This window comes from Glycomyces terrestris (assembly GCF_003933745.1).
Classification (GTDB): domain Bacteria; phylum Actinomycetota; class Actinomycetes; order Mycobacteriales; family Micromonosporaceae; genus Glycomyces; species Glycomyces terrestris.
The window spans coordinates 377,277-401,227 of sequence record NZ_RSEB01000004.1; the positions used below are offsets into that span (position 1 = coordinate 377,277).

At 72.2% G+C, this 23,951-nt stretch carries 20 protein-coding genes, 1 pseudogene and 1 riboswitch; of the genes and pseudogenes, 3 read left to right on the forward strand and 18 right to left on the reverse strand.

Translation table 11 applies throughout. The features are described from left to right. Positions 1 to 52: 52 nt before the first annotated feature. The 17 genes and pseudogenes from EIW28_RS15855 to EIW28_RS15935 form a co-directional block, all read right to left on the reverse strand. Positions 53 to 1,183, reverse strand: a pseudogene (locus EIW28_RS15855) (chorismate-binding protein); the annotation flags it as partial. Continuing rightward, positions 1,149 to 2,825 (reverse strand): VWA domain-containing protein, encoded by a 1,677-nt coding sequence (locus tag EIW28_RS15860; protein ID WP_125248682.1) that lies wholly within the window; start codon positions 2,823 to 2,825, stop codon positions 1,149 to 1,151. The pseudogene EIW28_RS15855 and the gene EIW28_RS15860, both read right to left, overlap by 35 nt. 98 nt (positions 2,826 to 2,923) lie before the next feature. Further along, on the reverse strand, positions 2,924 to 5,776 hold the full coding sequence (gene gcvP, locus EIW28_RS15865) for an aminomethyl-transferring glycine dehydrogenase (protein WP_125248683.1): 2,853 nt from the start codon (positions 5,774 to 5,776) through the stop codon (positions 2,924 to 2,926). Positions 5,777 to 5,814: 38 nt separating this feature from the next. Further along, a riboswitch (glycine riboswitch) is annotated at positions 5,815 to 5,915 on the reverse strand. Between the two features lie 21 nt (positions 5,916 to 5,936). Beyond that, a complete protein-coding gene (locus EIW28_RS15870; protein ID WP_125248684.1) occupies positions 5,937 to 6,497 on the reverse strand; it encodes a MerR family transcriptional regulator in 561 nt (186 codons plus the stop codon). Positions 6,498 to 6,656: 159 nt separating this feature from the next. Then, the gene (locus EIW28_RS15875) at positions 6,657 to 7,127 is read right to left on the reverse strand and encodes a bifunctional nuclease family protein (protein ID WP_125248685.1); all 471 of its coding nucleotides are present in this window, start codon (positions 7,125 to 7,127) and stop codon (positions 6,657 to 6,659) included. 128 nt (positions 7,128 to 7,255) lie between these two features. Beyond that, complete coding sequence (locus EIW28_RS15880) at positions 7,256 to 7,690, reverse strand: FHA domain-containing protein (RefSeq protein ID WP_091046005.1); 435 nt, start codon at positions 7,688 to 7,690, stop codon at positions 7,256 to 7,258. A 34-nt stretch (positions 7,691 to 7,724) separates the two neighbouring features. Beyond that, positions 7,725 to 8,102: a glycine cleavage system protein GcvH gene (gene gcvH, locus EIW28_RS15885; RefSeq protein ID WP_125248686.1), complete on the reverse strand. Its 378-nt coding sequence runs from the start codon at positions 8,100 to 8,102 to the stop codon at positions 7,725 to 7,727. A gap of 143 nt (positions 8,103 to 8,245) precedes the next feature. Further along, positions 8,246 to 8,857, reverse strand: a complete 612-nt coding sequence (locus tag EIW28_RS15890) for a CDP-alcohol phosphatidyltransferase family protein (protein ID WP_125248687.1) — start codon at positions 8,855 to 8,857, stop codon at positions 8,246 to 8,248. A gap of 347 nt (positions 8,858 to 9,204) precedes the next feature. Next, positions 9,205 to 9,822 carry a hypothetical protein gene (locus EIW28_RS15895; protein ID WP_125248688.1) on the reverse strand — a complete coding sequence of 206 codons (618 nt, stop codon included), beginning with the start codon at positions 9,820 to 9,822 and terminating at the stop codon, positions 9,205 to 9,207. Between the two features lie 154 nt (positions 9,823 to 9,976). Beyond that, positions 9,977 to 10,582, reverse strand: a complete 606-nt coding sequence (locus EIW28_RS15900; RefSeq protein ID WP_197717302.1) for a DUF624 domain-containing protein — start codon at positions 10,580 to 10,582, stop codon at positions 9,977 to 9,979. Further along, a complete protein-coding gene (locus tag EIW28_RS15905) occupies positions 10,582 to 11,469 on the reverse strand; it encodes a carbohydrate ABC transporter permease (protein WP_125248689.1) in 888 nt (295 codons plus the stop codon). Before EIW28_RS15905 ends, EIW28_RS15900 begins: the two co-directional genes overlap by 1 nt. After that, a complete protein-coding gene (locus EIW28_RS15910) occupies positions 11,466 to 12,458 on the reverse strand; it encodes a carbohydrate ABC transporter permease (RefSeq protein ID WP_197717303.1) in 993 nt (330 codons plus the stop codon). Before EIW28_RS15910 ends, EIW28_RS15905 begins: the two co-directional genes overlap by 4 nt. A gap of 90 nt (positions 12,459 to 12,548) precedes the next feature. Continuing rightward, on the reverse strand, positions 12,549 to 13,841 hold the full coding sequence (locus EIW28_RS15915; protein WP_125248690.1) for an ABC transporter substrate-binding protein: 1,293 nt from the start codon (positions 13,839 to 13,841) through the stop codon (positions 12,549 to 12,551). A 54-nt stretch (positions 13,842 to 13,895) separates the two neighbouring features. After that, entirely contained in the window at positions 13,896 to 15,377 is a 1,482-nt protein-coding gene (locus EIW28_RS25430; RefSeq protein WP_269462605.1) for a rhamnulokinase, read from the reverse strand. A 173-nt stretch (positions 15,378 to 15,550) separates the two neighbouring features. Next, a complete protein-coding gene (locus tag EIW28_RS15925; protein WP_125248691.1) occupies positions 15,551 to 17,581 on the reverse strand; it encodes a bifunctional aldolase/short-chain dehydrogenase in 2,031 nt (676 codons plus the stop codon). Continuing rightward, the gene (gene rhaI / locus EIW28_RS15930; protein ID WP_125248692.1) at positions 17,582 to 18,751 is read right to left on the reverse strand and encodes an L-rhamnose isomerase; all 1,170 of its coding nucleotides are present in this window, start codon (positions 18,749 to 18,751) and stop codon (positions 17,582 to 17,584) included. Then, positions 18,748 to 19,143, reverse strand: coding sequence for an L-rhamnose mutarotase (locus tag EIW28_RS15935; RefSeq protein ID WP_197717304.1), 396 nt, complete (start codon positions 19,141 to 19,143; stop codon positions 18,748 to 18,750). The genes rhaI and EIW28_RS15935 overlap by 4 nt, the downstream gene beginning before the upstream one ends. Positions 19,144 to 19,433: 290 nt before the next feature. Between EIW28_RS15935 and EIW28_RS15940 the strand changes: the two genes are divergently transcribed. Together EIW28_RS15940 and arfA are read left to right on the forward strand one after the other, a co-directional pair. Then, positions 19,434 to 20,441 (forward strand): LacI family DNA-binding transcriptional regulator, encoded by a 1,008-nt coding sequence (locus EIW28_RS15940; protein WP_125249044.1) that lies wholly within the window; start codon positions 19,434 to 19,436, stop codon positions 20,439 to 20,441. A gap of 114 nt (positions 20,442 to 20,555) precedes the next feature. After that, positions 20,556 to 22,064: an arabinosylfuranosidase ArfA gene (gene arfA, locus EIW28_RS15945; RefSeq protein WP_125248693.1), complete on the forward strand. Its 1,509-nt coding sequence runs from the start codon at positions 20,556 to 20,558 to the stop codon at positions 22,062 to 22,064. A gap of 47 nt (positions 22,065 to 22,111) precedes the next feature. On the opposite strand, the gene EIW28_RS15950 is transcribed toward arfA, so the two are convergent. Continuing rightward, entirely contained in the window at positions 22,112 to 22,570 is a 459-nt protein-coding gene (locus EIW28_RS15950; protein WP_197717305.1) for an Lrp/AsnC family transcriptional regulator, read from the reverse strand. A 131-nt stretch (positions 22,571 to 22,701) separates the two neighbouring features. On the opposite strand from EIW28_RS15950, the gene EIW28_RS15955 reads away from it, so the two are divergent. After that, on the forward strand, positions 22,702 to 23,907 hold the full coding sequence (locus tag EIW28_RS15955) for a trans-sulfuration enzyme family protein (protein ID WP_125248695.1): 1,206 nt from the start codon (positions 22,702 to 22,704) through the stop codon (positions 23,905 to 23,907). The last annotated feature ends 44 nt before the right edge of the window (positions 23,908 to 23,951 follow it).

Consider the following 23,951-nt stretch of genomic DNA (forward strand, 5'->3'; position numbering starts at 1 on the left):
CCGCCTCGGCCACCTCCGCGTCCGGCACCGACCGCCACGTCACGCCCCCGCCCGCCCACACATGGACCCGGTCGGCGTCGACCGCGACCGTGCGGATCGTCACGCCCAACCGCACCCGGTCCTCCTGCACGAACCCGAACGCGCCCATCGCCGGACCCCGGCCCACCGGCTCCAGCCCCGACACCAGGCCGAGCATCGCCAGCTTCGGCGTGCCCGTCACCGACCCCGGCGGGCACACCGCCCGCAGCACCGCCGCCAACCCCGTCCCCGGCGCGATCCGGCACACCACCGTCGACTCCGCCTGCCACAGCCGGTCCCACCGCGCCAGCGCGAACAACCGCTCCACCTCGACCGAGCCCGGCACCGCCACCCGCGCCAGGTCGTTGCGGCAAAGATCCACGATCATGACGTGCTCGGCCCGCTCCTTCACCGACCCCAGCAGCGCCGCCCGGCCCGCCGCCGTCGCCGGCGCCGTCCCCTTGATCGGATACGTCGCCGCCCGCTCCCCCGCGACCGTCAAGAACGCCTCCGGAGAACCGGACGCCACCAGCCAGCCCGCACCCGACAGCACCCCGCCCCACGCCGCGCCCTCGATGCCCGCCACCGCCGCCGCGATACCCGCCGGATCCCCCGACCACGGCGCCGACCGGTGACCCACCACGTTCGCCACGTACACCTCGCCGCGCCCGATCGCCTCCTGCACCGCCACGACCGCCTTCGCATGATCGGCACCCGACCACGACGCCCGCCACGGCCCCACCGAGAACCCCCCGGCCTCGACCGCAGGCCGGGCCGGGCCGTGCGCGTACGCGACCAAGACGAGGTCCGGGACCGCCGGCACCGGACTCGGCGCCCCCGTCGCACCCCCGACCATCACCGCGCCGGCCGCCGCCGACACCAGCACCGCCACCCCGCACACCGCACCCTCGGCGCCCTCATGCGGCACCCGGAACCGGTCGCAGAACGCCGCCGCCAGCGCCGCCGGATCACCGCCGTCACCGACCCGCCACTCCAACCGGTCGACCTCCACCAACCGGTCACGGCACCCCGCCGCCACCCCCGGCGGCGCCGGCGCCACGGCACCCAAGATCGACATGCCCCCAGTGTCACCCAACCCGAGCCCCCCTCCCGAACCCGAGTGGGACACCTCACGCCGGAGCGATCTCCCCCAGGATCCCCCCATCGGCCGGCGCCGGCAGGAACGACCCACCACCGGCCTCCGCCAGCAACCCCAGATTCTCCGCGTTCGCCGACCCGAACCCGACCGTGTATACCGCCACACCACCGCCAAGGCCCTGCAACGCCGCCGCCGTCTCGTCGACCGTCGGCACACTCGCGGTGTCCTCACCCGAATTCGTCAACACCACCACCACGTTCGCCGCGCCCTCCACCGCATTCGCCTGCACCTCCCCGTACGCCGCCACCAGAGCGTCGTACAACGGCGACGGCCCCTCGTACACCGCCTCCTCCGACAGGTCGTACAACCCCTCCGTCAATGCCGACTTCCCCTCCTCCGACATCTCCGCCGACGCCACCACCGACCGCCAGTTCGACTCACCCCCCGCACCGACCCCGTACTCCCACAACCCCGCACGCCACGTCGGCTCCATCTCACCGACCATGTCCACCGCCATCCGCACCGCCGCGATCCCCGCCTCGACCGTCTCACCCCCGTACTCGACCGTCTCCTCCATCACCGCCGACGACCAGTCCAACAGGAACAGCACGTTCAGATCCTGCGCGCCCTGCTGCCACGCCCGCACCGCCGCACCCACCGACTCCGGCGTCGTCTGCCCCAACGCCGCAGCCGCATCCTCCACCGGCGCCAGATCCGGATCCGCGAACGCCCCCGACGCCACCGCGTCCGCCACATACGACCCGAACATCTCCGCGATCCGCGCATCCGACGCCGACACCCAGCCCGCACCCCCCAGCACCACATACGACGCCACCGCCGACACCGCCGCCCCGCTCGGCACCACCGGCACCAGCGGATCGACCGCATCCGAGCCCTCGTTGAAATCCTCCACCTGGTAATCCAGCAACGTCATCACCTGCGACGCGTCACCGGCCTCCGCATACGCCGCCCGCAGCGCATCCCCGTCCGCCGCCGACGACCCCGCCTCGATCGCCGCCGCATACGCATCCGCCGCCCCCTGCGAAAAACCCCCGGCCCCATCCGACGACGCGTTCAACAGCGCCACCAGACCCTCCGTCGACGACCGCGGATTCGCCGCCGCCAGACTGACCGACCCCGCCGCGGCCGCCGCCACCACGTCCTCCCACGACGGCGGCTCACCACCCAGCCACCCCAGCTCCGTCGCCGTCGACTCCGCCACCGCCAGCACCGACTCCGCCTCACCCAGCGCCAACGGCTCCGACGACACATACCCCGCCGTCGCCTCACCCGACGACACCAGCGACACCCACGCCTGCGCATCCGGCGCCCACGCGATCGGCCGCGGACCCAACCGCATCGTGTCCCACCCCGAACTGATCCCCGACGACGCATCCGCCGCCGACACCTCGGTCACCTCGACCCCGATGCACTGCCCGTCCAACTCGGGCTGCTCCAACTCCCACGCCTGCGCCGCATCCCCCAGCGCACCCGCCACCCCCGGCGCCGCCGCCACCGCCACCCGGTACACCTCACCCGAGCACCCCGACCGCAGCAACGCCACGAAACCCCACGTCAACCCCGACGCCACCAGCACGCACACCAGCGTGATCACGATCCACGGCGCCACCAGCCGCTGCTGACCGCCCTTCTTGCGCCGCCGACCGGTGCGGTGCGACTTCACCTTGTGCTCAATACCGAAAACCATGCGCGTCACTCCTGGGGGATCGTCGGCGCCCAGTGTAAAGCCCGCACGGCGAAGGCCCGCCCACAGTAGTGAGCGGGCCTCCCCCGAACGGTCCCCGGCTACTCCCCGAACGCCTCGACCGGCGGACACGTGCACGCCAGGTTCCGGTCCCCCCACGCATTGTCGATCCGACCCACCGGCGGCCAGTACTTCTGCCCCGACACCCCGCCAGGCCACGCCGCCCGCGACCGCGAATACACCCGACCCCACTCGTCCGCCGTCGCCACCGCCGCCGTGTGCGGCGCCGCCCGCAGCGCCGAATCCTCCACCGCGACCGCACCCGACGCGACCTCAGCGATCTCCTCCCGGATCGCCACCATCGCATCGACGAACCGGTCCAGCTCGGCCAGGTCCTCCGACTCCGTCGGCTCCACCATCAGCGTCCCCGCCACCGGGAACGACATCGTCGGCGCATGGAACCCGTAGTCGATCAACCGCTTCGCCACATCCTCGACCGTCACCCCCGACTCCCGCGACAGCTCCCGCAGATCCAGGATGCACTCATGCGCCACCAGCCCGTGCTCACCCGTGTACAGCACCGGGAAGTGATCCCGCAACCGCGCCGCCACATAGTTCGCCGCCAGCACCGCCGACGCCGTCGCCGCCGTCACCCCCGCCGACCCCATCATCCGCAGATACATCCACGGAATCTGCAGAATCCCCGCCGAACCCCACCGCGCCTGCGACACCGGCCCCACCGGACCCGCCGCCGCCTCCGACGGGTCCGACGGCAGGAACGGCACCAGATGCGCCGCCACCGCCACCGGACCCACACCCGGACCACCACCGCCGTGCGGAATGCAGAACGTCTTGTGCAGGTTCAGATGCGACACGTCCGCCCCGAACCGCCCCGGCTTCGCCCACCCCAGCAAAGCATTCAAATTCGCACCGTCCACATACACCTGACCGCCCGCGTCATGCACCCGCGCGCACACCTCGACGATCGTCGACTCGTACACCCCGTGCGTCGACGGATACGTCACCATCAGCGCCGCCAACCGGTCCGCGTGCGCCGCGATCTTCGCGTCCAGATCAGCGAGGTCCACGTTCCCCGCCTCATCGCACCCCACCACCACGACCCGCATCCCCGCCAGCACCGCGCTGGCGGCGTTGGTGCCGTGGGCGGAGGCGGGGATGAGGCAGACGTCGCGGCCGGTCTCGCCGCGGTCGTGCTGCCAGGCGCGGATGGCCAGGAGCCCGGCGAGCTCGCCCTGGGACCCGGCGTTGGGCTGCACGGAGACGGCCGCGTACCCGCACACGTCGGCGAGCCAGCCTTCGAGCTGCTCGATGAGGATCCGCCAGCCCTCGGTCTGGTCGGCGGGGGCCAGGGGGTGGACGTCGGCGAACGCGGGCCAGGAGATCGGCTCCATCTCGGCGGCCGCGTTGAGCTTCATCGTGCACGACCCCAGCGGGATCATGCCGCGGTCGAGCCCGTAGTCCATGTCGGCGAGGCGCTTGAGGTAGCGCATCATCGCCGTCTCGGAGTGGTGGGCGGTGAACACCGGGTGGGTCAGGTACGCGGACTCGCGCGCCAGGCCGGCCGGGACCGCGGCGGCGGCCGGGGCGGCGAGGGGGACGCCGAACGCGGCGCACACGGCCTCGAGGTCGGCCTCGGTCGTGGTCTCGTCGCACGCGACCGCGACCGTGTCCGCGTCGACCCGGCGCACGTTGACGCCCGCGGCGGCGGCCGCGGCCACCACCTCGTCCGCGCGGCCCGCCACGGGCACGGTCACGGTGTCGAAGAACGCGTCCCCGGCGACGCTCACGCCGGCCCCGGTCAGGGACGCGGCCAAGCGCGCAGCCTGGCCCGCCGCGTGCTCGGCGATCGCCCGCAGCCCCCGCGGACCGTGCCACACCGCGAACGACGACGCGATCACCGCCGGCAGCACCTGCGCGGTGCAGATGTTGCTCGTGGCCTTCTCACGGCGGATGTGCTGCTCGCGCGCCTGAAGCGCCAGACGCAGCGCGGGCCGGTCGCCCGAGTCGCGCGACACCCCCACCAGGCGGCCCGGCAACTGCCGCTGCAACGACTCGCGCACGGCCATGTAGCCCGCGTGCGGGCCGCCGAAGCCCATCGGCATCCCGAACCGCTGCGTCGACCCGACCGCGATGTCCGCCCCGAACTCGCCCGGGGCCCGCAGCAGCGTCAGCGCCAGCAGGTCGGCCGCGACCGACACCAGCGCCCCCTGCGCGTGCGCGGCCTCCACGACCGCGCCCCAGTCCCGCACCGACCCGTCGGCCCCCGGGTACTGGAGCAGCACCCCGAACGCGCCCTCCGGGACGCCATCGGACAGGTCGGCCACCCGCAGGTCGATCCCCACCGGCTCCGCCCGCGTCGCCAGCACCGCGAGCGTCTGCGGCAGCACCCGCGCGTCGACCGCGAACACGTCGCCCGCCCCGCGCTTCGCCGCCCGGCGCGCCAGCAGCATCGCCTCGGCCGCCGCGGTCGCCTCGTCCAACAGGCTCGCGCCCGCCACCGGCAGCCCCGTCAGGTCCGCGACCATCGTCTGGAAGTTCAGCAGCGCCTCCAGGCGCCCCTGGCTGATCTCCGCCTGGTACGGCGTGTACGCCGTGTACCACGACGGGTTCTCCAGCACGTTCCGGCGGATCACCGCCGGCGTGTGCGTCCCGTAGTAGCCCAGGCCGATCATCGACCGCATCGGCCGGTTCAACCCGGCCAGCGCCCGCAGCTCGGCCTGCGCCTCGGTCTCCGACACCGCCGGCGGCAGCCCCAGGCCATCAGCGGAGCGGATGAGCGCGGGCATGCACGCGTCCATCAGCGCCTCGAGGCTCGGATACCCGACCGCCTTGAGCATGGCGTCCTGATCCGCGGGATCGGTGCCGATGTGGCGGGCGGCGAAAGAAGAACGGTCGGTCACGGTACCTCCGGTGACATGGGACGACACTGGCATCCCCTCGTCTGTCACCGGCGGTGCGGCTTCAGAGCGGCCTGTTCCGAACGGTCCTGGTACCTGAGAGTTTGAAGCGAGGGACTTGCCCCTTCGGTGCCGTGTAGCGCATGAGGCCCACGATCTCTCCCGCCCGGTTTTCCGGCTCTGCCGCCATCGTAGGTCAGGACACCCCGCGCCGGCGACCGGGCACACCCGTCGTGTGGCGCTCCTCCAACCGCTCCGGCCCGTGCAGCTGCGTCGGCGCCTTCACCGGCGCCTCCCCCGGCAGCGTCGCCAACCGCCCCATCACCTCGGTCACCGTCGACCGCACCGCGATCCCGAACACCCCCTGGCCGCCGCGCAGCAGGTCGATCACCTCGCCGGCCGACCGGCACTCGTACACCGTCGACCCGTCCGACATCAGCGTGATCTCCGCCAGGTCCTTCACGCCCCGCGACCGCAGCGCCTCCACCGCCTTGCGGATGTTCTGCAAAGACACCCCCGCGTCCAGCAGCCGCTTGATCACCTTCAGCACGATGATGTCCCGGAACGAGTACAACCGGTTCGACCCCGACCCCGACGCCGGCCGGATGCTCGGCTCCACCAGCCCCGTCCGCGCCCAGTAGTCCAGCTGCCGGTACGTGATCCCCACGACCCGGCACGCCGCCGTCCCGCGCCACCCGCGGATCTGACTGGGAGGGACCGCAGGGCGTCCCGACGAAGGTTCACTGTGGGCGTCCATCGCACATCCTCCGAGCGCAGCCGGTGTTCTCCGAGGGTGAGCGTAACGCCGCGACCCTCCACCATGGGCTGAACGAGAGAAAAGCTCGGCCGCCCGCGGGCCCCGCACGCTTGCGAAACACCCGGCCGCAGGGACCGCACCGGCCCCCGGACGAGACCCTCAGCGGTTCTCCTCGAAGTCCTCGGGCGTGACCTCCTCGAGGAACTCCCGGAACTTCTCCACCTCGTCCTCCTGCGTGTCCGGCAGGACCACCCCGGCCTCGTCCAGGACCTCGTCGGCGCACCAGATCGGCGCCTCCGTCCGCAGCGCGATCGCGATCGCGTCCGACGACCGCGACGACACCCGCGTCCGCCCGTCCAGCACCAGCTCCGCGAAGTAGATCGTGTCCCGCAGCTCCGTGATCTCCACGGCCGTCAGCGTCACGTCCAGCGCGTCCAGCACGTCCCGGATCAGATCGTGCGTCAGCGGACGCGACAACTGCACGTCCTGCTGCTGATAGGCGATCGCGGCCGCCTCCACCGTCCCGATCCAGATCGGCAGGTAGCGATTCCCGTCGACCTCCTTGAGGAGCACCACCGGCTGGTTGCTCGGCAGTTCCACGCGGACCCCGACTACGGTCATCATCCGCACCGGTAACGCCTCCAACGGATCGCCGTCTAATGAAAGGACCCGCCAGGGACTGGCCCGGGCGGGTCCTGAGACTCTCAGCCTACTGCGCCGACGACGCGCGCGCTGCGCGCGCCGGGGGACGGCACCGGTCAGGCGGCCGGCTTGGGACCGGAGATGAACACCAAGCGGAACTTGCCGATCTGCACCTCGTCGCCATTGCCCAGGCCCGCGGTCTCCACGCGCTCCCGGTTGACGTAGGTGCCGTTCAGGCTCCCCACGTCGCGGACGGTGAAACCGGACGCGTCGCGGTGGAACTCGGCGTGGCGCCGCGAGACCGTCACGTCGTCGAGGAAGATGTCGGAATCAGGGTGGCGGCCGGAGGTCGTCACCTCGGTGTTGAGCAGGAAGCGCGCACCGGCGTTCGGCCCGCGGCGGACCACCAGCAACGCGGTGCCCGCCGGCAGGGAGTCCGCCAACCGGGCGGAGTTGAGCTCCGCGTCGACCTCGCCGCCCTCCTGGAGGGCGGACAGGTTCATCGTGGCCGTCACATCCGGCGGAGGGAACTCGTCATTCGAACGCGTCATGGATTGCCACCTTCTACAAGTCTGGACCCTCTGGTCACTCCGTAAGCTTCGCATACGCTCCGGCGTCGAGCAAAGCACTGAGCGAGCCGGAATCCTCGACTTCGATGTCGAACATCCAGCCCGCCGCATAGGGGTCGCTGTTCACCAATTCCGGGGATTCCGACAATTCGTCATTGCACGCTAGAATCCTACCGGTCAACGGAGCGTACACGTCGGAGACGCTCTTGGTCGACTCGACTTCGCCGACCACGTCACCGGCCCGAACCTCGGCGCCCGCCTCCGGAAGTTGGACGTATACGACGTCGCCCAGCGCGTTCTGCGCGAACTCGGTGATGCCGATGCGGACGACGTTCCCGTCCCGCTGCTCGACCCACTCGTGCTCCGCCGTGTAGCGCAGTTCTTCCGGAATCACCTGGTGCTCCCCTCTGAGGACCCCGCCGGGAGGCGGGTCGGACGACCATGACCGTATCGCCCGGCCGATCGGCCGCTGCATGGGGTCGGGGGCCGCGTGATCGAGCGCCGCCCGCGGCTGCGGTCGTGGGACCGCGGCACGGCTCAGGCGGCGATCTCGGTGCGCGGGCGGCCGGCCTTGAGGAGCCCGGCGGCCTGGCGCAGGTACACGATCGCGGCGAGCCAGTACAGGCCCAGGCCCCACCATGCGAGGGCCCACCCGAAGGGCTTGGCCCAGAAGTCGGCCTCGGGGACCAGGCCCGCGATGACGAGGACCGGGAACGAGCAGAACACGACCGCCGTGGCGGCCTTGCCGAGGAAGTGCACCTGGGGCGGGGCGTGGCCGTGCCAGCGCAGCACGATGACCATGGCGACCATGACGGCCTCGCGGGCGAGCGCGGCGAGCGTGAACAGCCACGGCAGCAGGCCCGTGTAGGTGAGCGCCAGGAGCGCGGTGAGGATGTAGAGGCGGTCCACGAAGGGGTCGAGGAGCCGGCCGAGCCTGGAGACCTGGTTCAGGTGGCGGGCCAGCTGCCCGTCGACCCAGTCGGTGCCGCTGCCGACGGCGAGGACCACGGCGGCCTGCCAGTAGTACTGCGTCGCCAGGAGCAGGTAGCAGAACAGCGGGATGCCGAGTAGGCGCACGGCGGTGACCAGGTTGGGCCAGGTCCACACCCCCCAGCCGGCGGGCGGCGCTGTGACTGCTGGTTTGCTCAAGGCGGTCCTCTCGGCGGCGCCGGCCGCGTCGCGGCCCGGTGCCCTGGGTCGGTCTCCTCTCGCTCGCCGGCGGACGAGCGGTGTGTGGTCGTTTCGATTCGCTTCGGTGGGTGTACCGCGATTCTAACCGCAGGGGCCGACAGGCGTACCGCGGAAATTCGAGGCGCCCTTTTGACGGTTGACGGGCGCAGCCCGGCGATATTCGTTGCCGAGCCTGCGAACTGCCTGTCCTCAGAGGAGGCGGAACGCCTCGATGTCGATATATCTCTTATTGAAAACGTGATGGGAAACAACCCGGGCCGGCCTGCTGGGGCCGGCCCGGGTCGGGTGTCGGGGTGCGCCCGGGGCTAGGCCGGGGGCGCACCGGGGATGAACTTCTCGGGCTCCTCCTTGCGGAAGTACGCGTTCGCCGACGGGACGGCCAGGAGGACGATGACGAGCAGGGAGCCGAGGGTCGCGAGGGCGACCAGGCCGTAGTCGACGACCGCCGTCCACGACGGGTAGGCGCCGTACACGGCGTCGAACAGGGCCTGGACGTCCAGGCCCTCGCCCTCGCCGGTCGCCTCCAGGCCCGCCTCCAGCGAGGCGGCGGCGAAGAACAGCGTGAACGCGATGAGGCCGCCGCAGATGAGCACCAGCGGCTGCACGATCCAGGTGAGGATGCGCCCGACGCGGTTGCCCGCGGCGTTGAGGACGGCCAGCACGATGAGGAGCACCGCGAAGGCGATCGGGACGAACGCGGTGGCGCCGCCGGACTCGAAGGTGGTGCCCTCGGGCAGGTCGGCGGTGCTGAAGCCCTGCGCCTCGAGCTCGGCCTCGGCGGCCGCCTGCGCGTCGGGCCCGTAGATGAAGCCGATGATCGTCTGGGCGACGAAGAAGACGGCCAGGAGGATCTGGAGCCACACGGCGAAGCTGACCGACCCGGGTCGGGTCTTGCCGGTGGGCTGGGGCGGGGTCTGGGACATGTTGCCTCCGTGCGGGTTCACGGTGACGGCCGTGAGGGCCGGACCACTGGGGGTGGTTCGCCCCCCACGCTAGCAAGCATCGACGCCCGTCGCTGGAAGGAATCCCGATCCTTCTCCCGCAGGACGCCCCGCGGCCCCGCCTCGCCCGTGAGGACTACTCCCCCGCGTCCGCCTCCCTGTCGAGCCGCCGCCGGCGCACCGCCACCGCCGCGCCCACCAGGCACCCGGCCATTGGCACCGCCAGGAGCCACAGGGCCCACGCGGCCGCCGCGAGGACGGCGACGCCGCCCAGGAGGAGGCCCGTGCCGCCCGCGTCGGTCCTGGTGTGCTCCACGGCGGCCGCGGACAGGTCCCGCCAGCGCGAGCCGGGCTCCCAGTCGGCCGCCGCCCGCAGCAGCACGGTGAGCGCCAGGTCGGCGACGGCGAACGTCGCCAGGGCGAACCCGGCCCGGCCCGGCACGCCCTCCTGGGCGAGCACGGCGAGGTTGAGGAGCAGCAGCAGTGCCGCGCCGGTCGTCGCCAGGCCGGCCGGCCGGCCGCCGCGCCAGGCCGCCCGGAAGTCGGCCCAGAACACGCCCCACGAGGCCGGCTCGCCCGCGGTGTAGGCGCGCAGGTGCCGGGAGGCGGCCGCCAGCGCGGCCGGGACGGTCACCACCGGGAGCGCCGCGAGGGCGAACCAGGCGCCGGTCAGCAGGCATTCGGCGAAGAGCGCGAAGCCCTCGCCGAACGCCTGCCGCCGGGCTCTCGCCGCGGTCGCCACTATCCCTTGACCCCGGAGGTGGCGATGCCCTTGATGAGGAACTTCTGGAAGACCAGGAAGAACAGCACCACGGGCACGAGCGAGAGCAGGGTCATGGCCATCATGCCGCCGTAGTTGGAGACGGCCTCGGTGTTGTTGTAGGACTGGAGGAGCCGCGGCAGCGGGAACTTCTCGATCTCGTGCAGGTAGATCAGCGGGCCCATGAAGTCGTTCCAGGACCAGATGAACGTGAAGATCGAGGAGGTCACGATCGCCGGGCGCAGGAGCGGCAGGATGATCGAGAAGAAGATCCGGACGTGCCCGGCGCCGTCGATGGTCGCGGCCTGGTCGAGTTCGCGCGGGATGCCGCGCAGGAACTGGACGTACATGAACACGAAGAACGCGTCCAGGCCGAGGAACTTCCCGATGACGAGCGGGAAGATCGTGTTGACCACGTCCATCTCGGAGAAGATCAGGTACTGCGGGATGAGCATGACCTGGCCCGGGAGCAGGAGCGTGGCGATGACGACCGCGAACATGGCCTTGCGGCCGGGGAACTCCAGGCGCCCGAGCGCGTACGCGGTGATCGAGCAGGAGGCGACGATGCCGACCACGGAGAGCGCCGCGATCACGAAGGAGTTCCAGAAGAACCGCCACAGCGGGACCCCGGCCATGCCGTCGAAGGCGCTCGCGAAGTTCTCCCACGTGATCGAGGTGGGGATCGGCGAGAGGTTGGTGAGGATGTCGCTGTTCTCCTTGACCGAGGCGGTCAGGACCCAGAAGGCCGGGTAGAGGACGACGACGAGGACGGCCAGGAGCGCGAGGTGCCAGGCGACGGACTTGGCGCGTTCGGCGCCGGTGCGCCGGCGGCGGGCGACGACGCGCGGGGCGTCGGTTGCGGCGGTCATCGGTTGTCCTCCCCGGCGTAGTAGACGAGGTTCTTGGCGGCGCGGAACATGATGAGCGTGACCACGCCGACGGCGAGCACGAGCATCCAGGCCCACGCGGAGGCGTAGCCCATGCGCAGGTCCACGAACGCGAGCGCGTAGATGCGGACGGTGTAGAAGAGCGTGGACCAGGCGGGGCCGCCGGCGGTGCCGCCGATGATGAAGGCGGGGCCGAACAGCTGGAAGGCGTGGACGGTCTCCATGAGCACGTTGAAGAAGATGACCGGGGAGAGCATGGGGATCGTGATGTGCACGAACCGGTGCCACCTGCCGGCGCCGTCGACCTCGGCGGCCTCGTAGAGCTCGCCGGGGACCTGGAGGAGCCCGGCCATGAAGATGACCATGGGCGCGCCGAAGGTCCAGACGCTGAGGAGGACGAGCATGAGGATGGAGACGTCGGGGTTGCCGATGAACCCGCCGCCCTCCCAGCCGAACCAGGACATGAACTGGTCCTGGGGGCCGCCCTTGGCGAACAGGGCCTTCCAGACGATGGCGATGCCGACGCTCATGGCGATGAGGGAGGGCATGTAGAACGCGGCCCGGTAGAAGCCGATGCCGCGGCGCTTCTGGGTGAGGAGCATGGCGACGGCGAGGGAGGCGACGAGCTTGAAGGGGACGGCGAGGAGCACGTACACGAGCGTGACCTTGACGGCGCGCCCGAACATGGGGTCCGCGAACATCGCCGTGTAGTTGTCGAAGCCGATGAAGTCGCCGCCGAGGATCAGGTGGTAGTCGGTGAACGAGAGCCACAGCGACCACAGCATGGGCCCCACGGTGAAGACCAGGGAGCCGATGATCCAGGGGATCATGAAGGTGTAGCCGGTGAGCAGCTCGCCGCGGCGCGAGACCGGGCGGCGCTTGGCCGTCCCGCGCTTGCGCTGGTCCTTCGCGGCGGTGGCTCCGGCCTCGTCTGCCGCGGGCGGTGCGGCGGTGGAGGGTGAAGCTGACACGGTTGGGTTCCTTATCGGCGTGGGATTCGGGCCGCGGGGGCGGATCTCGTCCGGTGCGGACGGCCGGGCCGCCCCGCGGCCCGCTGGTCGTTACTGCTCGGCGGCCAGGAGGGTCTCGGCCTCGGTGAAGAACAGCTCGGCGGCCTCGGCGGGGGTCATCTCGCCGTACTGCACCTGCTGGTAGATCTCGCCGAACTTGACCTCGACGGCGCCGGTGGCGGCGGGCGGCGCGGGCGGCGGGGTGGTCAGGTACTGGGAGACGCTCGCCTCGTAGTCGAGGACGGCCTGGGTGGGCGCGTCGATCTCGACGTTCTCCAGGCCGGTGTTGGTGGCCGGGACGCCGCGGTTGGTGCCGAGGATCTTGATGGCCTCGGCGTCGCCGAGGAGGAAGTCGACGAGCTTCGCGGCGGCCTCGGCCTGCTCGGTGGCGCCGGAGATGACCAGCTGCATCGAGGGCTTGAGGTAGAGGCCGAGGTTGGCCGGGTCCAGGCTCGGCGGCGCGGCCAGGGCGAGGGTGCCGCCGTTGGCCTCGACGGTGGGCGAGTAGCCGGGCATGAAGTTGTCCCAGCCGATCTCGGAGGCGAGGAGGTCCTGGACGAGGCCGCCCTCGACCCATTCGATGGTGGTCTCGACGGGGGGCACCATGCCGGCCGTGTACAGGTCGGCGCTGGTGGTCCACCATTCGGCGAGCTTGGCCTGGTCGAAGGCGAGGGCCTTGCCGTCCTCGGTGTAGAACGAGCCGCCCTGCTGGCGCAGCCACAGCTCCATGAAGTGGTACTGGCCGGCCCAGTCGCCGCCGCCCCACTTGCCCTCGCCGAGGGCGGGGGTGAGGGTGGAGATGGCCGACTTGTAGTCGTCCCAGCTGTAGCCGGGGGCGGGGGCGGGGACGCCGTGGGCCTCGAACCAGTCGGCGCGGTAGATGAGGCCGAGCGTGTTGCCGGCGATGGGGACGGCGACGAGCTGGCCGTCGAGCTTGGCGGTGTCGAGGAAGCCCTCGCGGAAGTCGTCGGTCTTGACGACGCCTTCGAGGGGCAGCAGGAGGCCGCCGGAGCCGAACTGGCGCAGGCGCGAGTAGTCCATCTGGAAGACGTCGGGCAGGTCGCGCGAGGCCATGCGGCCGGTCATGCCCTCCCAGTAGGTCGGGAAGTCCGCGAAGTTCGTCTGGACCTTGATGCCCTCGTTGCGCTGCTGGAAGAGGTCGACGGCCTGCTGGGTGATCTCGGCGCGGGACTCGTCGCCCCACCACTCGAAGCTGATCTCGATCGGGTCGTCGGCGGTGCCGGCGGGCCCGTCGTCGCCGCACGCCGCGGCGGCGAGCACGGCGGCCGCGGAGGCGCCGGTGAGGAGGGATCGGCGCCGGAGGCGGTAAGGGTGGCTGATCATCGTTGACTGCTCCTTCTTCTTTGAGGGGTCCCGCGGGGGCGGGCCGTTCAGGATCTATGGAGTTCGCCCCAACAGGCGTTGGGTTGCTTGCTGCCAGGAGGCCTGGGCCCCTTGGGGTTCGTGGCGCCGGGGCTGCGCGGAGGCGCGGGCGGCGGCGCGGCGGGCCGCGGGCCCGGGGCCGATGAGGCCGAGGGCCTGGGCCTGGACGAGGGCGTTGCCGAGGGCGGTGGCCTCGTCGGGTCCGGCGAGGACGGTGCGGCCGGTGGCGTCGGCGGTGAGCCGGCACAGCAGCTCGTTCCGGGAGCCGCCGCCGACGATGTGGACGGTCTCGACGGGTTCGCCGGTGAGGGCTTCGAGGGACTCGATCGCGCGGCGGTGCGCGAGGGCGAGGGAGTCGAGGATGCACGCGGCGGTCTCGGCGGGGGTCTGCGGGACGGGCTGGCCGGTCTCGGCGCAGTAGTCGCGGATGCGCGCGGGCATGTCGCCGGGGTCGGCGAAGCGGGGGTCGTCGGGGTCGACGACGGAGCGGAGGCGCTCCGCGCGGCCGGCGGCGGCGAGGAGCTCGGCGAGGTCGACGTCGAGGCCCTGGCGGCGCCAGGCGTCGACGGACTCGCTGAGGAGCCACAGGCCGGCGACGTTGCGCAGGAACCGGATGGTGCCGTCGGCGCCGCGCTCGTTGGTGAACCCGGCGGCGAGGGCCTCGGGGGTGGTGATGGGGGTGGTGCGCTCGGTGCCGACGAGGGACCAGGTGCCGCAGGAGATGTAGGCGGCGCGGTCGCCTTCGGCGGGGACGGCGGCGACGGCGGCGGCCGTGTCGTGGCTGGCGGTGGCGATGACGCGGGTGTCGGCGGCGAGGCCGGTGGCCTGGGCGATCTCGGGGAGGATCGGGCCGAGGACGGTGCCGGTGGGGGTGATGGCGCCGAGGAGGTCGGCGCGGAAGCCTGCGGCGGTGCACAGTTCGTGGCGCCAGGTGCCGGTGGCCTGGTCGACCAGGCCGGTGGTGGAGGCGTTCGTGGCCTCGCAGGCGGTGGCGCCGGAGAGCCAGTAGGCGAGGAGGTCGGGGATGAGGAGGAGCCGGTCGGCGCGGTCGAGCGCGGCCTCGTCCTCGGCAGCGAGCTGGAACACGGTGTTGAACGGCTGGTGCTGGATGCCGGTGCGCGCGAACAGGTCGGCGGGGTCGAGGGCGGCGAGGAGCCGGTCGCGGGCCGGGGCGTTGCGGGCGTCGCGGTAGCAGACGGGGTTGGCGAGGAGGCGGCCGTCGGCGTCGAGGAGGCCGTAGTCGACGGCCCAGGAGTCGACGCCGATCGAGGCGATCCCGTCCGGGGCGGCGGCGTTCGCGGCGCGGAGCCCTTCGAGGACGCCGGCCCACAGGCCGAGGACGTCCCAGTGGAGGCGGCCGTGGACCTGGACCGCCCGGTTCGGGAACCGGGCGGCCTCGGTGAGCCGGATCCGGTTCCCGTCACCGTCGTGGACGACGTGCGCCGCCATGACGCGCCCGGAGGTCGCGCCGAGGTCGACGGCTGCGATATAAGGCACAGTGTTCACTCCGGTCCGGGGCGGCGAGCGCCGGTGCGCGGCGGGCGCGGGGCGCCCTCGATGCCGGGTGGCGGAGGGCGGCGGGCGGGCGCGTCGGGGTGCGGGTCATCAGCGTTCAATCCGGTTCGGGGAGGCGAGCGCAGCGAGCGGCTGGGCGGGGCGACGGGTGCGGGTCATCTGAGGAATCCCTGCGGGTTGCCGGAGTCGACCGGGATGTGGACGCCGGTGGTGAGGCCGAGGTCGGGGCCGACGAGGGCGTAGACGGCGTCGGCGACGGAGGACGGGAGGACCTCGCGCTTGAGGAGGGTGCGGCCCGCGTAGTACCGGCCGAGCTCCTCCTCCTTGACGCCGTAGACGGCGGCGCGCTCGGCGCCCCACCCGGAGGCGAAGATCCCCGAGCCGCGCACCACGCCGTCGGGGTTGACGCCGTTGACGCGGATGCCGTGCTCGCCGAGCTCGGCGGCCAGCAGCCGCACCTGGTGGGCCTGGTCGGCCTTGGTCGCCGAGTACGCGATGTTGTTGGGGCCGGCGAACACCGAGTTCTTCGACGCGATGTAGACGATGTCCCCGCCCAGGCCCTGGGCGATCATGAGCCGCGCGGCCTCGCGCGAGACGAGGAACGAGCCCTTCGCCATGACGTCGTGCTGGAGGTCCCAGTCGGCGGCCGTGGTGTCGAGCAGCGGCTTCGACAGCGACAGGCCGGCGTTGTTGACGACGAGGTCGACGCCGCCGAACGCGAGCGCGGCCGCGTCCAGGGCGGCGGTGACCGCGTGTTCGTCGGTGACGTCGCAGGCGACGCCGATCGCGACGTCGGGCCCGCCGATCCCGGCGGCCGCGGCGGCCGCCTTGTCGGCGTCGAGGTCGGCGACGACCACGCAGGCGCCCTCGGCGGCGAGGCGCTCGGCCGTGGCCCTGCCGATGCCGCCGGCCGCGCCGGTCACGAGCGCGACCCGCCCGGCGAGCGGCTTGGGCCGGGGCCGGCGGCGGAGCTTGGCCTCCTCGAGGGACCAGTACTCGATGCGGAACTTCTCGGACTCCTCGATCGGCCGGTAGGTCGAGACGGCCTCGGCGCCGCGCATCACGTTGATGGCGTTGACGTAGAACTCGCCGGCGACGCGCGCGGTCTGCTTGTCGGCGCCGAAGGAGAACATGCCGACGCCCGGGACGAGGACGATCGCCGGGTCGGCGCCGCGGATCGCGGGCGAGTCGGCGGTGGCGTACCGCTCGTAGTAGGCGCGGTAGTCCTCGCGGTAGGCGGCGTGGCGCTCCGTGAGGTGGGCGATCACGTCGTCGAGGGGGTCGCCGGCGCCGGTCTCCAGGACCAGGGGCCGGACCTTGGTGCGCAGGAAGTGGTCGGGGCAGGAGGTGCCCAGGGCCGCGAGTTCGGGCAGCCGCTCGGAGGCGAGGAAGTCGAGGACTTCGGGGCTGTCGGTGAAGTGGCCGACCTGGCGGTGGTCGGTGGAGGCGAGGCCGCGGATGACGGGCGCGAGGGCGGCGGCGCGCTCGCGGCGGGCGGCCTCCGCGAGCGGGGCCCACCGGTCGACCGTCGCGCCGAAGGGGGCGGGGTCGCCGTGTGCGGCGAGGTAGGCCTCGCAGCCGCGGATGATCTCCAGCGAGTTCGCTTCGCACGCCTCGGAGGTGTCGCCCCAGGCGGTGATGCCGTGGCCGCCGAGGATGCAGCCGATGGCCTGCGGGTTCGCGGCCTTGACGGCGGCGATGTCGAGGCCGAGCTGGAAGCCGGGGCGGCGCCATGGGACCCACACGACGCGGTCGCCGAAGCATTCGCGGGTGAGCGCGGGCCCGTCGGCGGCGGTCGCGAACGCGATGCCGGAGTCGGGGTGGAGGTGGTCGACGTGCGCCGCGTCGACCAGGCCGTGCATGGCGGTGTCGATGGAGGGGGCGGCGCCGCCGCGGCCGTGGAGGCAGTAGTCGAAGCGGGCGACCATCTCGTCCTCGGCGTCGACGCCGGGGTAGGTGTCGGCCATGGCGCGCAGGCGGTCCAGGCGCAGGACGGCGAGGCCGGCCTCGGTGAGGGTGCCGAGGTCGCCGCCGGAGCCCTTGACCCACAGCAGGTCGACGTCGCCCCCGGTGACCGGGTCGGGGCCGGTGCCCTTGGCGGAGGTGTTGCCGCCGGCGAAGTTGGTGTTGCGCTTGTCCGCGCCGAGGCGGTTCGAGCGGGTGACGAGGTCGTCCACAGTGCTCATCTACGCGCCCCATCCGGCCTGGGAGCCGCCGACGCGGTCGGCCTTGATGCGGTCGGCGTAGCCGCTGGCGGCGTACGCGGCGAGCGGGTCGGGGTCGAGGCCCTGCTCGGCGCGGACCTCGGCCAGGAGCGGGCGGACGTCGGTGTTGTAGGCGTCCATGAGGACGGCGTTGGCGCCGAGGACGTCGCCGGCCTGCTGGGCGGCTTCGAGGGCGTCGCGGTCGACGAGGAGGGCCTTGGCGGTGGCCTCCTGGACGTTCATGATCGAGCGGATCTGGCCGGGGATCTTCGGCTCGATGTTGTGGCACTGGTCGAGCATGTAGGCGATGCCGGACTCGGGGAGGATCACCTCGCGCAGGGCGAGTTCGTGCATGATGCGGAAGAGCTGGAACGGGTCGGCGGCGCCGACCATGAGGTCGTCGTCGGCGTAGAAGCGGGAGTTGAAGTCGAAGCCGCCGAGCCGGCCCTCGCGCAGCAGGAACGCCACGATGAACTCGATGTTGGTGCCGGGGGCGTGGTGGCCGGTGTCGATGACGACCTGCGCCCGGGGGCCGAGCTTGAGGCAGTGCGCGTAGGCGGTGCCCCAGTCGGGGACGTCGGTGGTGTAGAACGACGGCTCGAACAGCTTGTACTCCAGCAGGAGCCGCTGGTGGTCGCCGAGGCGCGCGTAGACCTCGGCGAGGACCTCGGCGAGGCGGTCCTGGCGGCCGGCGATGGAGTCCTGGCCGGGGTAGTTGGTGCCGTCGGCGAACCAGAGCTTGAGGTCGGTGGAGCCGGTGGCGTCCATGATGTCGACGCATTCGAGGAGGTGCTCGACGGCCTTGCGGCGAATCTTCGCGTCGGGGTGGCAGACGCTGCCGAGCATGTAGTCGTCGTCCTGGAACGTGTTCGAGTTGATCGTGCCGATCCGCACGTTCAATTCGGCGGCGTGGCGGGCGAGGTCGGCGTAGTCCTCGACCTTGTCCCAGGGGATGTGCAGGGCGACGGAGCCAGCGGCTCCGGTGTACCGCTGGACCTGGGCGGCGTCGGCGAGCTTCTCGTAGGGGTCGCGCGGGACGCCCTGCTGGGCGAAGACCTTGAAGCGGGTCCCGGAGTTCCCGAACGCCCACGAGGGCATCTCGATGCTCTGGGCCGCCAGCACCTGCTTGGCGTACGGGGTGCGGTCAGTCATTTGCCGGCTCCTTCAGCCGCGGCGTCGGCCGCGGCCAGTTGGGTCTCCAGGTTGAACACTTCGGTGAGGACGTGGAACGACTCGTCGGCGTTCGCCCCGCCGGTGCCCTCGAAGAACGGGGCCATGGACGCCTGCCAGCGGGCGTTGACCTCGGTCGCGGCCATGGCCGCGCGGGCGGCGTCGAAGTCGGCGGTCTCGAGGTAGCCGACGAGGAGGCCGTCCTCGGACAGGAACAGGGAGTAGTTCGTCCAGCCGGTCGCGGCGAGGGCCCGGAGCATCTCGGGCCAGACCGCGGCGTGGCGCTCGCGGTACTCCTCGAGGCGCTCGGGGCGGACGCGGAGGGTGAAGCACACGCGCTGCGGCTGCTGGCTCTCTGGTGGCGCGGCGGTCACGGGGGTTCCTCCCTGAAGGGTGCGGGGCGCGGCGTGTGAACGCCGTGTTTTTGAATCGTTTCATGAATGGATTTCGCTAAACTAGAACGCGAAGCAAGCGCTTGTCAAGGCGCGGGCGGCAAGAAATTCGAACACGGTTCGGTATATGCTCCTCACGCTCGCCGTTCGCCGTTGAACCGTTTCAATCAGCGGTCGCTTCGACGGGCGTCGATCCGACCCGGCGGCGGTCCCGGCAGTCCCCTGCCGTCCCGCCAGCGCACCCGCCCCCCGATAGACTCGTTGAGGTGACCATGACCACTACCAGCATGAAGGACGTCGCGCGCGCGGCGGGCGTCTCGGTCGGCACGGTCTCCAATGTGCTCAACCGGCCCGAGGCGGTCGCCGAGGAGACCCGGGCGCGGGTGCTGGCGGCGATCGCCGAACTCGGCTACGTGCGCAACGACTCCGCGCGCCAGCTGCGGGCCGGGCGCAGCCGCACGGTGGCCATCGTGGTCCTGGACGTGGCGAACCCGTTCTTCACCGACGTGGTGCGCGGCGCGGAGCCGCTGGTGGAGTCCGCGGGCGGGGTGGTCACGGTGTGCGACTCCGGTGAGGACGTGCGGCGCGAGCGCCGGCATCTGGAGCTGCTGGAGGAGCAGCGGGTGCTGGGGCTGCTGATCACGCCGGTGGACGACTCGTCGGCGTCGTGGATCGAGCGGCTGTCGGGGCACGACATCCCGGTGGTGCTGGTCGACCGCGGCGCGGGGCGCCACCCGCACTGCTCGGTGGCGGTGGACGACGTGCACGGCGGGCGCCTGGCCGCGCGGCACCTGGTCGAGCAGGGGCACCGCAGGATCGCGTTCGTCGGCGGTCCCGCCTCGATCCCGCAGGTGGCCGACCGGCTCGCGGGGTGCCGGGAGGTGTGCGAGGAGTCCGGTGCGGAGCTGGAGGTCTTCGCGACGCCGGGGCTGAACTTCCAGGCGGGCCGGGAGGCGGTCGAGCAGATGCTCGGGCGCGAGGACCGGCCCACGGCCGTGTTCTGCGCCAACGACCTGGTGGCGCTCGGGGCGCTCCAGGGGCTGACGATGCACGGGGTGAAGGTGCCGCAGGAGTGCGCGATCGTCGGCTACGACGACATCGACTTCGCGGCGGCCGCGGCGGTGCCGCTGTCGTCGGTGCGCCAGCCGCGGGCGCAGCTGGGGCGCACGGCCGCGCAGCTGCTGTTCGACGAGATCGCCGAGGGCCGCGACCACACGCACCGCAACGTGGTGTTCCAGCCGGAGCTGGTGGCGCGGGCGTCGACGTCGCTGGAGCTGTGAAAAAACCCGCCGCCTGGGACTGTACCGGTAAAGCTCGGATCTGGTAGCGTCAGCGCGACCGGGTCCGCAGCGGGCCCGGTTGACCGTTCACCACGCCGTCCTTCCGGAGGGATCATGGCCGACCACCACCGCGCCCGCATCGGGTTCGACCCGCGCTTCACCGTCGCCGAGGTGCCCGAGCGGCTGTTCGGCTCCTTCGTCGAGCACCTGGGCCGGTGCGTCTACACCGGCATCTACGAGCCCGACCACCCGCGCGCGAACGCCGACGGCCTGCGCGAGGACGTCCTCGACCTCATCCGCGAACTGGGACCGACCATGGTCCGCTACCCCGGCGGGAACTTCGTCTCCGGCTACCGCTGGGAGGACGGCGTGGGCCCCAAGGAGGACCGGCCCCGCCGCCTCGACCTCGCGTGGGGCGTCACCGAGACCAACCAGTTCGGGCTCGGCGAGTTCATGAAGTTCTGCCGCACCGTCGGCGTCGAGCCGAACATGGCCGTCAACCTCGGCACCCGCGGCCTCCAGGAGGCCCTCGACCTGTTCGAGTACGCCAACCACCCCTCCGGCACCTACTGGTCGGACCTGCGCCGCTCCCACGGCGACGAGGAGCCGTACGGGATCAAGCTGTGGTGCCTCGGCAACGAGATGGACGGCCCCTGGCAGATCGGCCAGCGCACCGCCACCGAGTACGGGCGCATCGCCGACCAGGTGGCCCGGTCGCTGCGGTTCATCGACGGCTCCGACGACCTCGACCTGGTCGCGTGCGGCTCCTCCTCGCGCGGCATGCCGTTCTTCGGCGCCTGGGAGAACGAGGTCCTCACGCACACCTACGAGTCGGTGGACTACATCTCGGCGCACGCCTACTACCACCCGCTCGACGGCGACGTCGTCTCCTTCATGGCCTCGGCGCAGGACATGGAGCTGTTCATCGACGGCGTCATCGCCACCGCCGACGCCGTCGGCGCGAAGCTCAAGAGCGACAAGAAGATCAACATCTCCTTCGACGAGTGGAACGTGTGGTACCAGACCGCGCCCACCGGCGAGCGGCCCGAGCCGTGGGCGATCGCCCCGCGCCAGCTGGAGGACCACTACTCGGCCATGGACGCGGTCGTGTTCGGCTCGCTCATGATCACGCTGCTGCGCCGCTGCGACCGGGTCACCGCCGCGTGCCTGGCGCAGCTGGTGAACGTGATCGCCCCGATCATGACCGAGCCGGGCGGCCCGGCTTGGCGTCAGACCACGTTCTACCCGTTCGCCGAGGCGTCGAGGTACGGGCGCGGCACGGTCCTGGAGGTGAACGCCTCCTCCCCCGGGTTCGCGACGGAGAAGTACGGCGAGGTGCCGGCGCTGCACTCGGTCGCGGTGGCGAACGAGGACGGCTCGGTGACGGTCTTCGCCGTCAACCGGGACCTCGAGCGGCCGCTGACGCTCGAGATCGACGCCTCCTCGATCCGGGTCGGCGACGTCACCGTCTCCACGCTCACCAGCGACGACCCGCAGGCGAAGAACCTCCTCGACGACCAGGACCGCGTCGTCCCGGTCGCGAACGGGGACGTGACGGTCGCGGACGGCACCATCACCGTGGAGCTGCCCGCGATGAGCTGGAACACCATCCGCATCGTCTAGGCGCGCAGCCGAAGGGGAGGCCGGGGCCCGGGGGCGCCGGCCTCTCGTCATGCTGGGAGGACGCCGCGGCCCTCGCGGACCTCGAACACGAGCTGGGTCTCGGTCTGGCGGACCATCGGGTGGACGGTGACGTGTTCGAGGATGAGGTCGCGCAGGGCCTCGGGGCCGGCGACCGCGACGTGCAGGAGGAAGTCGTCGTCGCCGCCGACGTGGAAGACCGTGAGCACGCCGGGCAGGCCGGTGAGCCGGTCGTAGAGGGTGTGCACGAGCTCGCGGCTGTGGCTGCCCAGGCGCACCTTGATGATCGCGTGCAGCGGCCTCCCGAGCGCCTCGGGGCTGAGGTGGGCGCGGATGCCGGTGAGGACGCCGGAATCGCGCAGGGCGCGCAGCCGGTACGCGCAGGTCGACTCGGCCACGCCGGCGCGGGCGGCGAGGGCGGCGTTGGTCATGCGGCCGTCCTCGGCGAGCGCGGCGAGGATCGCCACGTCGGTGCCGTCGAGTGCCACCTGTTGCGTTTTCTTCGGCTGCTCCCCCGCCACGACCGCTCCTCTCGCTGAATCCGCACCGGTTCGGGCCTTCGGCGCGGGTTCCTGCGACGAGTATTGCAGCGGGTTGCGGATCTGCCTAGAGTCTGGCCATGACTTCGCCGTGGCTGCAACCCGACACGATCGCCGTTCACGCCGGCCGCGAGGACCTCGCCGGACTCGGCGTGCACGCCCTCCCGATCGACCTCTCCTCCACCAACCCGCTGCCCGACATCGACTCCGGCGGCCTCTCGTACGAGTCGATGGCGTCCGGCGGGACCCCGACCGAGGGCGGCGCGGTGTACGCGCGCCTGTGGAACCCGACCGTGGCGCGGTTCGAGTCGGCGCTGGCGCAGCTCGAGCACGCCGAGGCGGCGGTGGCGTTCTCCTCCGGGATGGCCGCGATGACCGCCGCGATCCTGGCCGCGACCGCGGAGACCGGGCGGCGGCACGTGCTGGCGGTGCGCCCGCTCTACGGCGGCACGGACCACTTGCTGTCGACGGGCCTGCTGGGGACGGAGACGACGTTCTGCGCCGCGGGCGAGGTCGCGGCGGCGGTGCGGCCGGACACGGCGCTGGTGGTGCTCGAGACGCCCGCGAACCCGACCCTGGACCTGGTGGACATCCGCGCGGTGGCCGAGGCCGCCGGCCGCGTCCCGGTGCTGGTGGACAACACGTTCGCGACGCCGGTGCTCCAGCATCCGCTCGACTGCGGGGCGTCGATGGTGCTGCACAGCGCCACGAAGTACCTCGGCGGGCACGGCGACGTGGTCGCGGGGGTCGTCGCCTGCGGCGAGGAGGCGGCGGCCGCGCTGCGGCGGGTCCGGGCCGTCACCGGCGGGCTGCTGCACCCGCTCGGCGCCTACCTGCTCCACAGGGGACTGACGACGCTGCCGGTGCGGGTGCGGGCGCAGCAGGCCGGGGCGCAGCGCGTCGCCGCCTGGCTCCGGACGCACCCGAGCGTCGCGCGCGTGCACTACCCGGGGTTCGACGGGGACCCGCAGGGCCTCCTGGGGACCCAGATGCGCGGCACCGGCGCGATGATCGCGGTCGACCTGCGCGGCGGCTACGAGCAGGCCCGGCAGGTCACCGCGTCCGTGGGCCTGTTCACGCACGCGGTGTCGCTGGGCGGGGTGGACTCGCTCATCCAGCACCCGGCGGCGCTCACGCACCGGCCGGTCGCGGCCGGCGCGAAGCCGGCCGCCAGCATCGTGCGGCTCTCGATCGGCCTCGAGGACCCCGAGGACCTCATCGCCGACCTCGACCGGGCGCTCACCGCGCGCCGCCCGGCCGAGGCGGCGGCGCCGGCCCGAGCTTGAGACCGGACCCGCCGTCCGGGCGCGCCCGGACGGCGGCGCGGGCG

Bases quoted from the DNA above. Each gene is read 5' to 3' on its own strand.
- EIW28_RS15860 (WP_125248682.1), bottom strand. From the start codon at position 2,825: ATGGTTTTCGGTATTGAGCACAAGGTGAAGTCGCACCGCACCGGTCGG.
- gcvP (WP_125248683.1), bottom strand. From the start codon at position 5,776: ATGCCAGTGTCGTCCCATGTCACCGGAGGTACCGTGACCGACCGTTCT.
- EIW28_RS15870 (WP_125248684.1), bottom strand. From the start codon at position 6,497: ATGGACGCCCACAGTGAACCTTCGTCGGGACGCCCTGCGGTCCCTCCC.
- EIW28_RS15880 (WP_091046005.1), bottom strand. From the start codon at position 7,690: ATGACGCGTTCGAATGACGAGTTCCCTCCGCCGGATGTGACGGCCACG.
- EIW28_RS15895 (WP_125248688.1), bottom strand. From the start codon at position 9,822: ATGTCCCAGACCCCGCCCCAGCCCACCGGCAAGACCCGACCCGGGTCG.
- EIW28_RS15905 (WP_125248689.1), bottom strand. From the start codon at position 11,469: ATGACCGCCGCAACCGACGCCCCGCGCGTCGTCGCCCGCCGCCGGCGC.
- EIW28_RS15915 (WP_125248690.1), bottom strand. From the start codon at position 13,841: ATGATCAGCCACCCTTACCGCCTCCGGCGCCGATCCCTCCTCACCGGC.
- EIW28_RS15925 (WP_125248691.1), bottom strand. From the start codon at position 17,581: ATGAGCACTGTGGACGACCTCGTCACCCGCTCGAACCGCCTCGGCGCG.
- rhaI (WP_125248692.1), bottom strand. From the start codon at position 18,751: ATGACTGACCGCACCCCGTACGCCAAGCAGGTGCTGGCGGCCCAGAGC.
- EIW28_RS15940 (WP_125249044.1), top strand. From the start codon at position 19,434: ATGACCACTACCAGCATGAAGGACGTCGCGCGCGCGGCGGGCGTCTCG.
- arfA (WP_125248693.1), top strand. From the start codon at position 20,556: ATGGCCGACCACCACCGCGCCCGCATCGGGTTCGACCCGCGCTTCACC.
- EIW28_RS15955 (WP_125248695.1), top strand. From the start codon at position 22,702: ATGACTTCGCCGTGGCTGCAACCCGACACGATCGCCGTTCACGCCGGC.